Genomic DNA, 11,753 nt, shown 5'->3' with positions numbered 1-11,753 from the left:
AGGATTCTATGTGAGGCTCAGGGACCAGCGATGCTCGCGTTGTTTGCGGCCACTGCACCCCCAGCCTGCGTGAGCAGGAGGAGAATCGTAAACAGTGCGCCAGCCATGCGTGGGTGTTCTGCGAGGTAGTCTCGCATCGTGTTGTCGGACATAGTACACCCAAACCATCACCGGGGTGTATATTAAAAATATTTGAAGTGTTCACACATATTTAAAATTGTATTAAGTAGAAATTAGTGGTATAATCGCTGCATACTACGATTCCGTCGGTCGAATGGGGGGACGTTCCGCTGTAACGCGGCCAATCACGGTCTGTCTCCGTCCTTGCTGGCGTTCATCCCGTCGTGGGAGTCGGTGTGTATTGGTAATCGGTGACTACCATCACTATCAGTATCGTTTTGTGACCGGCCACTAAATAGGTAGGTAGAGATACGTACCGATGGCTAACTACGAGCATACGCACGTCGCCCGCTTGCAATCGTCGATTTCGACCTGTCGGGGGGCCGGACTGGCTCGCATTCGTGGGTCAGACGACGGCGGGGCGTGGCGTACCGGCAGCGAACGCAGGCCGTCGACGGGTGGCGCGGCATGACGGCAGACGGAACCGGTGGCGGGACGGTGGAACTGTCCCGTGCGGTCCTTCGCGGGAGTCAGCGCGCGTCGAACCGGAGCGCTCCGCTCATCCGGACGGAGTCGTCGGACTCGGCCGAAGGGATGCAGTCGGAGGTGCCGATTCCGCTGGCGAAAGTCGAGACGAGCCAGCAGATTCGCGTCCTCCACGTCGACGACAACCCTCAGATCGGCGACCTGATAGAGACGTTCCTCGAACGGATAAACGACGAGTTCACCGTGGTCAGCGAGACGAGCGCCGTCGCCGCACTCGACCACCTTCGTGAGGGCACCGTCGACTGCATCGTCAGTGACTACCAGATGCCCAACACGGACGGGTTGGAGTTGCTCGAAATCGTCCGCGAGCAGTATCCCGACATGCCGTTCATTCTGTTCACCGGACGCGGGAGCGAAGAGATAGCGAGCGAGGCGATTCAGGCCGGCGTCACCGACTACATGCAGAAGGGGACCGGGACGGACCAGTACGAGGTGCTGGCCAACCGCATCCAGAACGCCGTCGAGAAACACCGCACCGAACAGCAGTTCTGGAACGCGCTGTCGTGGTACCAACGGCTCGTCGAACAGGAGATAGCCGGCGTCTGCATCGTCCAGAACTGCGAGTTCGTCTACGTGAACAAGAAACTGGCCGAGACGTTCGGCTACACGCAGGGCGACCTCGTCGGCGCGCCGCCGACCCGTATCACCGCCACCGACGACAGTTCCTTCTTCGAGGAGGTCCAGTCGGAGGACCACGGCGACCTGGAGTCGTTCGACGCGACGTTCACCGGCGTCCGCGCCGACGGCGAACGGGTCACCGTCGAAGTCTCCGGCGGCGCCATCGACTACGACGACGCGCCGGCGTGGATAGGCGTCCTCCGGGCGACCGACGGGCCGTCCGAGACAGACGAGTAGGCCGACCCGGACGCCCGTTCTTGCCGCGGTATCGCACAAGCACAACCCCTTTGCACGGCCCACCCGAAGTGTGGACAATGTCGGAGTGTGACGTCTGTGGTAAGCAAGAAAACATGCCCTACCAGTGCGGGCACTGCGGTGGTACTTACTGTGCCGAGCATCGGTTGCCGGAGTCCCACGACTGCGCGGGGTTAGACAACTGGGACGACCCGCAGGGGGTGTTCGACAGCGGGTTCGACGACAGCGTCGACACCGGCGGGTCGTCGAGCTCGGGCGGGGTCGCCAGCAGACTCGGTCTCGACACCGGTCCCGGCGGCCCGATGGCGTACTTCCGCGGGAACATGACCTACGTGTTCCTCGCGGCGATGGCCATCACCTTCATCGCCGAGCAAGTCGTGCTCGGGATAGCCGGCCGTGACCTGTTCCAGACGCTGTTCGTGCTCCACCCCGACAACCCCGAGTACGTCTGGACGTGGGTCACCTCCGTCTTCGCACACTCGCCGCGCGGGTTCTACCACATCCTCGGGAACGGCATCATCATCTACTTCTTCGGCCGCATCGTCGAGCAGCAGATGGGGTCGAAGCGGTTCACGGTGTTCTTCCTCGTCTCGGGGATGCTCGCTGGCCTCGGGCAGATTGCCCTGCAGGTCGTGCAAGGGACCGGCGCGTACGGCGTCCTCGGAGCGAGCGGTGCCGCACTCGCCATCCTGGCGTTCCTCACCGTGCTCAACCCCAGCCTCCGCGTGTACCTCTACTTCCTGATTCCGGTACCGATATGGGCCATCACCGGGTTCTACGTCCTGTTCAGCATTCTCGGGTCGCTGTCACCCGGGTCCGTGGGCCTCCTCGGCGGCAACATCGCCCACACCGCACACCTCATCGGCCTCGCCATCGGCCTCTGGTACGGCCGGAAGTTCAAGAGCGAGATGCGCGTACCCAGCCAACTCCAGTTCGGGCGGGGCGGCGGTGGCCCAGGCGGCCCGGGCGGACCGGGTGGACGCGGTCCCTTCTGAGATGGACGTCGTCCGCCCCGAGTTCGTCCCGGACCCGTCGCTGTCGACGGCCGAGATGGAGGCGCTCCAGCGAGACATCGCCGACGTGGCGGTCTTCGACGACGACCACGGCGTCGACCCGGCCGCCGTCGCCATCGACGGGCCGGTCGGACAGTCGACGCTCGGCGAGGCCGGCGACGGGGCGGCGGACGAACCGGACGCCGACCGGCCACTCGTCGCCGGCGTCGACCAAGCGTTCGTCGGTGACCGGGCCGTCTCGGCCGTCGTCGTCCTGCGCGGCCGAACGGTCGTCGAACGGGCCTTCGCCGTCGAACCGACGGAGATTCCCTACGTCCCCGGCCTCCTCTCCTTCCGCGAGGGCGGGGCCATCCTCTCGGCGTTCGCGGAACTCGACGCCGACCCCGACCTCGTGTTCGTCGACGGGAGCGGGCGCATCCACTACCGCGAGGCGGGCCTCGCGACACACGTCGGCGTCACCCTCGACGTTCCGACGGTCGGCGTCGCGAAGAACCTCCTCTGTGGGACCCCACGCGAGTCGCTGGACCGCAAACTCCCCGAAGGTACGCGGGTCCCCATCGACGCCGACGGCGACGTCGAGACGGCCGAGCGCGGGACCTGTATCGGCTACGCCGTCCAGACCCGGCAGTACGAGTCGGAGACGCAGTACGTCAACCCGCTCCTCGTCAGTCCCGGCCACCGCGTCGGAACGGAGACGGCCGCGGACCTCGTGCTGGCGACGGCCGCGGGGTACAAACTCCCCGAACCGACGCGCGTGGCGGATAGCTACGCCGACGAACTCAAGAGCGAGGTGTAGGCCGGCCGACCGCGACCGGGTGGGCTTAATTGCCCGGGGTGTGTCGGGCCTGCCATGGCCAAGACGGTGCTGATTACGGGCGCGGCCGGCGGCGTCGGCCGCGCGACCGCCGAGGCGTTTCTGGACGACGACTGGCGCGTGTGGGCGACGGCCGCCGACGAGGCCGACCTGACCGCCCTCGCCGAGGACGGCTGTGAGACGGCCGAACTCGACGTGACGAACGCGCGCGAGTGTGAACGTGTCGTCGAGGACGTGGTCGACGAGGCCGGACGCATCGACTGTCTAGTGAACGCCGCGGGGACGGCCCAGTTCGGAGCCGTCGAGGACGTCTCGACGGCCGAGCTAGAGGCGCAGTTCGACCGCAACCTGCTCGGCACCCACCGGATGGTCCGAGAGGTGTTGCCGCACATGCGCGCTCGCGAGAACGGGACCGTCGTCTCCGTCTCCAGCGTCGCGGGCCGCCTCTCGCTCCCGGGACAGGGCGGCTACGCGGCCTCACAGTTCGCCGTCGAGGGACTGAGCGACGCGCTCCGCGTCGAGGCCGCGGAGTTCGACGTGGACGTGGTCGTCGTCGAACCCGGCCCCGTTCAGACGGCGGGCGACGACGAAGCGGAACGAGGACCGAACGCCGAACAGACCGGCGCGTACGACTGGCTCTATCAGGCACAGGAAGACTCGCGCCTCGCCGGCGTCAGGGACGCCGTCTCGGTGACGCCGGGGGCCGTCGCGCTGACCGTCCGCGACGCCGCCAACGCCAGCGACCCCGCCCCTCGCTATCCCGTGGGCGAGGGTGCGAAACTCCTCTTGCTCGCACGGCACGTCCCCGCCCGGTGGCGCGACGCCGCGTTCTCGGTCGTCCGGAAACTGCTAGACTGAGTCAGTCGAGGCAGGCCGCCACGACGGCGAGCAGTCGCTCGCCGTGGACCTCCTCCGCGAACAGCGGGACCCGACGGACCTCGTGGCCCCGGAACAGGTCCTGTGCGCGCGCCAGCGCGTCCTGCTGGACCTGCCAGCGCCGCGCACAGAACTCACAGTCGTCGTGGTTCGGACCCGCGATGTCGACGTCGCGGCCCAGCACCTCGCTGGGGTCCTGCATCACGCGGTTGACGACGACGGTGCCGACCGGGATGTCGAACTCCCGCAACTGTCCGAGGAGGCGTTCCGACTCGACCACGGAGAGTTCCTCGGGGACCATCACGACCCGGAAGTCCGTCTTCGTCGGGTCCCGCAGAATCGCCCGCAGATGCTCGATACGGTCGCTGAGTTCCCGCAGGTCGTCGATGCCCTCCTCGGGGTCCACGTCCTCGTCGGCGCCGAACATGCCCCCGAGGTTGCCCATCATCCCGGAGAAGCGCTCGCGTAACTGGAGAATCTTCCCGACCATCGAGTCCATTGTCTCGGGCAGTTCCAGCAGTCGAAGCGTGTGGCCGGTCGGAGCGGTGTCGACGACCACGCGGTCGAACCGGTCGTCGTCGATGTAGTCCAGCAGGAGTCGCATCGCGGCGGCCTCGTCGGCCCCGGGCATGGACCCGCCGAGGAGGCCGTCGTCGCCACCGACGGGGTCGTCGCCGGCCCCGCCACCGAGTGGACCGTCGTCACCGCCCAGCATCCCACCGAGGCCGCCCAGCGCGTCGTCTTCCATGCCGAGCGGTCCCTCGCCCACGGCCGCCTCCGGGTCGATTTCCGCGGCGAACAGCGGCACGTCCTCGCGGATGCGCGTCGGTTCGGCCGGTATCTGCGTCTCCAGCGTGTCCGACAGCGAGTGGGCGGGGTCCGTCGAGACGACGAGCGTCGCCGTCCCGTCGCGGGCGGAGGCGAGCGCAGTGGCGGCCGCACACGTCGTCTTACCGACGCCGCCCTTGCCGCCGTACAGCACGTAGTCCGGTGCGTCGACACCGGTCGGCGTGTCGATGTCGTCGACTGCCTCGACGTCGAGATTGTTCATACCCGAGGCTACGCCTCTGGCCTTGAGTACTTCCCGAAAACGGCACGACGGGTCCGGTGGGCCGTCCCCGCGTCGGGTGTGGCGAGTCCGACGGGGACCACTCACGGGGGCCGAAGAGCGCTACTGGCGAGAGGACCGCGCTTCACGGACTTCCGCACCGTCGCGTAGTTTGTCCTCGCAGTTCGGGCAGACCCTGGGCCCGTGTGCTTCGGAGGCTTCTGGTGTAAACACCCGCACGTACTGCTCGGTTACGAACTCACCGCAGTTTTGACACTCGGGCATCTCTTGTAACACTCTAATGATTCTGTATAGGCTTTTTGTTGCCAACGAAATGTTCCGGTTAATAACTGCTTGCAGCCGAACTGCCCGGGGTTACTCGTGCTTTCGCCAGAACGCGTCCAGCTGGCCGGCGAGGAACTCCGGGGTCATCCGCGTGAACTCCTCGCGTTCGCCGGGCGGGAGGAACGGATAGACGGAGTGGCGGGCATCCGGGGTGTACCGTCGGCCGACGAACGCGCGGACGCCCACTTCCTCGCTCCCGCGGATGACGCGCCCGATGGCCTGCCGTGCGCGACGGACGGCGGGGACCGTCAACGCGTACTCGAAGGCGTTCTCGTCGCCGAAGGCGTCGCCGTAGGCCCGCTGGACCGCTCGCACGCGGGGCGACCCGATGTTGACCAGTGGGACGCCGACCACGGCACAGGTCGACAGTTTCGCGCCGTCGTAGTCGACGCCCTCGGTCAGCGTCCCCCGGGTCGAGGTGACCAGCACCTTCCCGTCGCCGCGGAAGAACGCCTGTTTGCGCCGCTCGGTCTCCTCGTTGGACGAGGACTCGTCGACGACGACTGGTTTCTCGACGGCCGCCTGTAGATACGCGCCCGCCCAGCGCGCCTCCCGGTAGTTCGGCATCGCCACCATGACGTTGCCCGGCGAGCGAGCGAGGGCCCGCAGCGCCTGCGCGTACTCGTCGCGGGTCGGGTTCCAGTTCTCGCCGAGCGGTTCCATCTCCTCGGGGTCCCCCCGATTGCGAGCGGTGAACGGCCGCGCGTCGACGAGGTACGACGCGCGGTTCTCGGGCGGGAACGGGAGGTCGTACGTCGTCGTCCGGACCGGCCGCGTCAGGTCGTCGCCGTCGTCGCCGTCGTCCGTCTCTGCCAGCGCGTCGAGTCCCGAGACGCGGGTGAACACGTCGAGCGGTTCTAGCGTCGCGCTCATCAGCACGCCACCGCCTAACTCGTCGAAGGCGTCCCGGAGCGCCGTCGCCGGCATGCAGTTGTAACAGAGCAGGCCCGCCGTGTAGACGGCTTCGTAGTCGGCGTCGGTGCTCCGAGACTCCTTCGGCGAGTGGTCGAGTTCTATCTCTCGGAGGAACGTCGAGTGGTCGCGCTCCCACCACTGGCCCGCGAGGACGCCGACGGCCGCACACACCGGCTGGCGGGTCAGGCCCAGTTGGTCGATGGCGTCCTCGACGGCCGCTCCGATCTTCGACAGCGAGCGCCACAGTTGCCCGTCGTACCCCTTGTCCTCGGCCCACTCGGTGAGTTCGTCTCGTTCGACGGTATCGGGGTCCCGGAGCGGAATCTCGCGGTCGTGTTCTGGCAGTCGCTCCGGGTTCGCCCGCCAGCCCTCGTGTTCGGCGTCGAGGAACGACTCCACCCGGTCGTCCAGCCAGCGCCCCAAATCGTCGTAGAACTTCCGGGCGTGGTCGACCGCTTCGAGTGGCACCTCGCGGGCCGAGAGCACCTCCCGGACCTGCGCCTTGTGGTCGGCGCTCTGCTGGGCGCGCTGGACCAGCAGGTTGCAGTCGTTGCGCGCCTGCGCGATGGTCTGCTTGCCCAGTCTATCCGAGAGCAGGTCCCGAACCCGTTCTTCGAGGCGGTGGGCCTCGTCGACGACGACGAACGTCTGGTCGTCGAGCACCGACGACAGGAGCGGTCGCGCGGTCGGGTCGAACAGGTGGTTGTAGTTGCCCACGACCACGTCCGCTTCCTCCAACATGACGCTCATCACTCGGTGGGGGCAGGTCCCCCGTTCGACGGCGGCCGGGAGGTAGTTCTCCAGCGTCACGACGTTGTTCGGCCCGGCCGAGAAGTCCACCGGCGACCCCTTGTTCCGGGCGTACCAGTCGGCCTCGAACGGGCAGTACAGCGGCGGGTCGTCGCTCTCGGCCATCGACTCGGGCGCGGTGGGTTGCTCGGGCCGATAGGGCGAGGCCGCCCCCGCCGTCGAGAGCGTGTCCTCGCCGAGTCGCGTCTGGGACTGGGCGTCCGGTCGCGCCGCCGCGGCGAGGTCCTGTCCTTTCCTCGGGTCCCACCACTGGTCCTCGTCGTCTACCTCGTTCTGGATGGCCGTCTCCGCGACGGCGGCCCCGTCCGAGCGGCCGTCGTCCTCGACGAGTCTGGCCGTCGCCTCGCGTAAGTCCTCACACCGGTCGTGGGTCCCGACGTCCTCGGGGAACTGCCCTTCCCGCCCGTACGGGCAGAGGTCCGTCTTCCCGACCAGCGCGATGCCGTCGAACGGCTCTTCGACCCCGGCGTTCAGCGTCCGCAGGTCGTCGACGAACTGCTGTAACTGCTGTTTGACCGGCGTGACGACGACGACTCGCTCGTAGAGGTCGGTGTCCCGGACGAGGTGGGCCGCGGCGGTCAGCGCCGCCATCGTCTTGCCCGTCCCGCAGGGACCCTCCATCGCCAGAAAACCGCGCGACTTCCCGGCCTCGATGGCGCGCTCGACGGCGTCGGCCTGATTCTCGTACGGTGCCTCGAAGCCGAAGTACTGCCGCCATGACTCGTCGCCTGTCGAGGCCGTGTCCCGCATCGGCACAGGGTTAGGCGGCCCGGTATTTGAACCGCCGGGTTCGCTGGCACGGCGCTGGGGCGGGCCCGGTCACACACCTCGGTGGCCGTGAAGCAGAACACTGGGCGAGGACGGAACCGACCCGCGACGCCGGCGTCGGTTACACCCCAGTACTGACCCCGGACTCGACGGCGGCCCGGGAGTCGCTCACGTCGAACTTCGCCAGCAGGGACTGGAGTCGCTCTGCCTGCTGGTTGAGCGACTGCACATTGCCGTCCACCTGTGACATCGACGCGGCCTGTTCCTCCGCGGCCGCGGACGCGCTCTCCGTCTCGTCGGCCGTCGACCGACTGATGTCGGCTACCTCCTCGACCATCGAGACGGCCTCCTCCGTGCTCGCGGCCTGCTCGTCGGCCGTGTCGCTTATCTCCTGAATCCCGTCGTCAGTCTCCGCGGCGTTCTCTCTGACCGTCGTGAACGCGTCGAGGACTTCCTGAACCGCCTCGACGCCCTCCTGCATGTTCCGCTCGGCCGCTCGGGCTTCCTCGACCGTCGCGTCGGTCTGTGCCTGCGTCTCCGCGATGAGTTGTTCGATCTCGTTGGCCGACTCCTGGGTCTCCTCGGCCAGTTGCTTGACCTCGTTCGCGACGACGGCGAACCCGTCGCCGCTCGCACCGCCCTCGCCGCCCCCGGCGCGCGCGGCCTCGATGTTGGCGTTCAGTGCGAGCATGTTCGTCTGCTCGGCGATGTCGCCGATGAGTTCCACGATGTCGCCGATTTCGGCCATCTGGTCGTCCAGCACCTCGACGCTGTCGACCGTCGCGTCGATGGCCGACTGCACCTCCCGCGAGTCCTCGATGGCCCGTCGAGCCGTCGACTCGCCCGACTCCGCGATTTCGGTCGTCTCGCGGGACCGCTCGGCGACGGTCTCGGCCGACGCCGCGACTTCCTCGACGGTCGCCGAGAGGTCGGTCATCTCCCCCGAGACGGTCTCGAGCATCTCCCGCTGGTCGCTCGCGCCGGCGGCTATCTCCTGAATCGCCCGGCTCACCTCCTCGCTGGCCTGCTTCGCTTCGCCGGTGCCCGCACTCGCCTCCGTCGTCGTGGCCGTGACCTCCTCTGCGAACGACTGAATCTCCCGCATCGCCGACTCCGTCTCGTCCATCATCTCGTTGAACGACGCGGCGATCTGGGTCATGGCGTCGCTCTCGCTGTCGGCGTCCAACCTGACGCCGAGGTCGCCCTCGGCGGCCCGCGCCATGGTCTCGCTGTAGGCGTCGGCCGTCGCTTCGAGGTGCTGGTTGGCCTCCTCGACCGCTCGCTGTTTCGCCTCGGCCTCGGCCTTCAGCTCCTCGGCCTCGGCTCTGGCCTCCTCTATCTCGGCCTGCTTCGCCTCGAGGTCGGCGATCTCCTCGCTCTTCGCTCGTGCCTGCGCTAACTGTTCGGCCGCTTCTTCGCGCGACCGCTCGGTCGAGTACCAGTGTGCCATCAGCGCCATGGCGAGCGCGAGGACGAACACGCCGTGGATGAGCCCCCAGACCCACGGGTTGTCGATAGCGGCCGTGTGGTTGTAGACGCGGCTGGGATTTATCATCCCGAAGACGCCGTGCGTGAGCACGACGTAGCCGATGCCCAGCGCGAACGGGACCCAGTCTTCGTAGACGGCGACGACGGCCATCCCGACGAAGAAGTGGAAGTGCGCCTCGATGAACCCGCCCGAGAAGTGGACGAGGACGACCGAACACGACAGGAGCCCCGTCGTCGCGAGTGCCGTCCGAACCCGGAGTGGTAGCCGCGACACGCTGGCGGCGGCGACGAGTGCGACCACGACGCCCAGTTCGAACAGGACGGTCCCCAGTGGAATCGACGGCACCGTCGCCCCCGTGACGAGCGACTCGGTCCCCTCGAACATCCCGAGAGCGAAGAGGAACGGCACGTGAGCGAGCACGAGGAAGATAATCTTCCGGTGGCGGGCCCGCCACGTCTCTTCGGGAATCGAATCGCCGCTCGGCGTGTACTTGACGAAATCACGGAGCGCTTGCTCCCACTTGGAACCCCGGACGAGCGCGTCGCCGGAACTCACGTTCGCATCGGCCATACGAGATGGGAAACCTAGTCGGAGAAAAGCGCTCGCCTCACAGTATCAAACGTTGTAATCGACGGAAGTGTACCGGTAACGGCACTCACACGAGGGCGAAACTCGGGAGGTACAGCGCCAGACAGACGACGGCCGCACGCCGGTCGATACCCCGTCGCCAGTAGAACAGCGCGAGGACGGCGATGGAGACGCCGAGCATGTACCACAGCGAGGGCACGATGGCGGCGGTGACGGCGCGGTCGGCACCGACGACGAGGGCGGCGAGTCCGGAGACGAACAGTGCGGCCTCGACGAGCATCGGCCGTCGGCACTCCCGCCGGACAGTAAAGTATGGAGTCTGAACGCGGTTAGTCGTCGCTTTCCGCGGGTTGGCGGTCGCTCGTCGGTTCCTCGTCGCCGAGCAGTTCCTCCCGGTGTTCGTCCAGCAGGGGGGCACGGCCGCGGGGCCGGGGGTTCGTCTCGGTCATCTTGATGGGACTGCCGGCGACGGTCATCTCGTCGTCCACGCCCGGTTGGGAGATGTCGGCGAGCATCTCCCGGTCTCGGACGTGCGAGTCAGCGAAGACGTCACTCGCGTCTTGGACGGGTGCCGCCGGGACGCGCCCGTCGAGTCGCGCCACGAGTTCGTCGGTCGTCTGCTGGCGCGTCCAGTCGGCTATCTCGGCGCGCAACGCCTCGCGGTTGCGGAGTCTGTCCGGCGTCTCCGGGTAGTCGGCGGCGAGGTCCGGTCGGTCCATCGCCTCGCACAGCGTCTGCCAGTGGCGGTCGTTGAACGCGGCGACGACGACGTAACCGTCCGCCGCCTCGAAGGCGTCGTAGGGGAACAGCGTCGGGTGGGAGTTGCCCTGCCGGGTCGGTGCCTCCCCGTCACAGGAGTACTGGTAGACGGTCCGCTCGGCCAGCGACACCATCGCGTCGTACATCGCCGTGTCGACGTACTGGCCCTCGCCGGTTCGCTCGCGGTGGTGGACGGCCGCGAGGATGCCGACGGCGTTCAGCGCCGCGGTGAAGATGTCGCCGACGCCCGGCCCCACTTTCGTCGGCGGGCCGTCCTCGGGGCCGGTTATCTCCATGACGCCGCCCAACGCCTGTGCGATGAGGTCGAAGGAGGGCTGGCCCTGTCGGTGCGTCTCGCCGGTTCGGGGGTCGCCGAAGCCCCGAATCGAGGAGTAGATTAGCTGGGAGTTCCGCTCGCGCAGGGTCTCGTAGCCGAGGTCGAACTTCTCCATCGTCCCGGCTTTGAAGTTCTCGACGACGACGTCCGCGCGGTCGACCAGCGAGAGGAACGCCTCGCGGTCCTCGTCGGTCCGCAGGTCGAGTTCCAGCGAGCGCTTGCCGCGGTTGACGCTCTGGAAGTACCCGCCGTAGGCCTCCGCCTCGGGGTCGTCGACGAAGGGCGGGTTCGAGCGAATCATGTCGCCGCCGGGTCGCTCGACTTTTACGACGTCCGCGCCCATGTCCGCGAGCAACATCGTGCAGTACGGTCCGGACAGGACCTGCGTCAGGTCGAGCACCCGCAGGTCGGCAAGCGCACCCATGTCGAGACGGACCGACGGCGACGGCATA

The 11,753-nt window shown here is 67.6% G+C and carries 11 protein-coding genes; 4 read left to right on the top strand and 7 right to left on the bottom strand.

The annotated features are described in order from the left end of the window. Window positions 1-17 precede the first annotated feature (17 nt). The gene (locus tag EGH21_RS24350; RefSeq protein ID WP_268899034.1) at window positions 18-152 is read right to left on the bottom strand and encodes a DUF7503 family protein; all 135 of its coding nucleotides are present in this window, start codon (window positions 150-152) and stop codon (window positions 18-20) included. A 391-nt stretch (window positions 153-543) separates the two neighbouring features. Here EGH21_RS24350 and EGH21_RS01435 point away from each other — a divergent pair, with 391 nt between their 5' ends. The 4 genes from EGH21_RS01435 to EGH21_RS01420 all read left to right on the top strand — a co-directional run bounded on the left by EGH21_RS01435 (window position 544) and on the right by EGH21_RS01420 (window position 4,224). After that, window positions 544-1,521: a response regulator gene (locus tag EGH21_RS01435; protein WP_328765029.1), complete on the top strand. Its 978-nt coding sequence runs from the start codon at window positions 544-546 to the stop codon at window positions 1,519-1,521. A 77-nt stretch (window positions 1,522-1,598) separates the two neighbouring features. Next, window positions 1,599-2,534 (top strand): rhomboid family intramembrane serine protease, encoded by a 936-nt coding sequence (locus EGH21_RS01430; protein WP_220616691.1) that lies wholly within the window; start codon window positions 1,599-1,601, stop codon window positions 2,532-2,534. Window position 2,535: 1 nt separating this feature from the next. Beyond that, window positions 2,536-3,348, top strand: a complete 813-nt coding sequence (locus EGH21_RS01425; protein WP_220616690.1) for an endonuclease V — start codon at window positions 2,536-2,538, stop codon at window positions 3,346-3,348. 54 nt (window positions 3,349-3,402) lie between these two features. Further along, window positions 3,403-4,224: an SDR family NAD(P)-dependent oxidoreductase gene (locus tag EGH21_RS01420; protein ID WP_220616689.1), complete on the top strand. Its 822-nt coding sequence runs from the start codon at window positions 3,403-3,405 to the stop codon at window positions 4,222-4,224. A gap of 1 nt (window position 4,225) precedes the next feature. Here EGH21_RS01420 and EGH21_RS01415 read toward each other — a convergent pair whose 3' ends face one another. The 6 genes from EGH21_RS01415 to mct all read right to left on the bottom strand — a co-directional run bounded on the left by EGH21_RS01415 (window position 4,226) and on the right by mct (window position 11,725). Continuing rightward, complete coding sequence (locus tag EGH21_RS01415; RefSeq protein WP_220616688.1) at window positions 4,226-5,293, bottom strand: ArsA family ATPase; 1,068 nt, start codon at window positions 5,291-5,293, stop codon at window positions 4,226-4,228. 120 nt (window positions 5,294-5,413) lie between these two features. Next, complete coding sequence (locus tag EGH21_RS24675) at window positions 5,414-5,575, bottom strand: DUF7563 family protein (protein WP_262176004.1); 162 nt, start codon at window positions 5,573-5,575, stop codon at window positions 5,414-5,416. A 90-nt stretch (window positions 5,576-5,665) separates the two neighbouring features. Next, complete coding sequence (locus EGH21_RS01410) at window positions 5,666-8,110, bottom strand: ATP-dependent DNA helicase (RefSeq protein WP_220616687.1); 2,445 nt, start codon at window positions 8,108-8,110, stop codon at window positions 5,666-5,668. Window positions 8,111-8,249: 139 nt separating this feature from the next. After that, window positions 8,250-10,187 (bottom strand): methyl-accepting chemotaxis protein, encoded by a 1,938-nt coding sequence (locus EGH21_RS01405; protein ID WP_220616686.1) that lies wholly within the window; start codon window positions 10,185-10,187, stop codon window positions 8,250-8,252. Between the two features lie 85 nt (window positions 10,188-10,272). Then, window positions 10,273-10,485, bottom strand: coding sequence for a hypothetical protein (locus EGH21_RS01400; protein WP_220616685.1), 213 nt, complete (start codon window positions 10,483-10,485; stop codon window positions 10,273-10,275). Between the two features lie 49 nt (window positions 10,486-10,534). After that, a complete protein-coding gene (mct, locus tag EGH21_RS01395) occupies window positions 10,535-11,725 on the bottom strand; it encodes a succinyl-CoA:mesaconate CoA-transferase (RefSeq protein ID WP_220616684.1) in 1,191 nt (396 codons plus the stop codon). Between the last annotated feature and the right edge of the window lie 28 nt (window positions 11,726-11,753).

The sequence above is a fragment of the Haloarcula rubra genome, from assembly GCF_019599465.1.
GTDB lineage: Archaea > Halobacteriota > Halobacteria > Halobacteriales > Haloarculaceae > Haloarcula > Haloarcula rubra.
The sequence above is the reverse complement of the archived record's forward strand: the minus strand, read 5'-3'. Positions and strand labels throughout refer to the sequence as shown.